Annotated in this window: 1 protein-coding gene; it reads right to left on the reverse strand. The window is 35.2% G+C overall.

Annotated features, from left to right (window positions below):
* Window positions 1-197 precede the first annotated feature (197 nt).
* Window positions 198-645: transposase (locus V2H77_RS00185; protein WP_341497196.1), on the reverse strand; the 448-nt coding region annotated here is incomplete at its 5' end.

Consider the following 645-nt stretch of genomic DNA (forward strand, 5'->3'; position numbering starts at 1 on the left):
CCCTAGAAAGTATGTAGAAAAGGTTCTAACTTTTTTTGTTAGAACATTTTAGTATTTTTTAGTAACAAATGCTACTTTTAAATTTCTGATCCAAACAGCTTTATGTAAATCGGTATGAGATATCCAATTACCTGATTCATGAGAACAGACAAATTTATTATAAATGGGATGCCAAATAATAAGAGAGTGTTGCAAAACTAAAATAAATATGCAATGTTATGAATCAGAAAAACTAGCTGGATATGCAGTAGATAGCGATTTTTCCCATACCAACGTGGCTGTTCCAGCCCTTTATCTTTGAGATTGCTAAATTGCTGTTCAATTTTCCCACGTTCTTTCAACAACTGTTTCCCGAAGGTTGTAGTTACAAAATGTGATAACACACGGCGGTGTGAACTTTTAATTTGTTCGCCATTTCGTGAATTAATGGGATTTACCGGGAAGATATCACACGTACCTGCAATTTTATAAATGGATTGGCTATCATAAGCGGCATCTGCTATAGAAAACAAAACATGTTGGTCTTCTATGTCTTGAAGTAGTACAGGAGCCATCTTGCTATCGTGTATGTTTGCTGTTGTAAACGCGTAAGATAACACAACACCTTCTGGTGTTGAACAAACATGAGCCTTGTATCCTTTATAC

Origin of the sequence: Photorhabdus sp. P32 (genome assembly GCF_038085095.1) — a bacterium.
GTDB lineage: Bacteria > Pseudomonadota > Gammaproteobacteria > Enterobacterales > Enterobacteriaceae > Photorhabdus > Photorhabdus luminescens.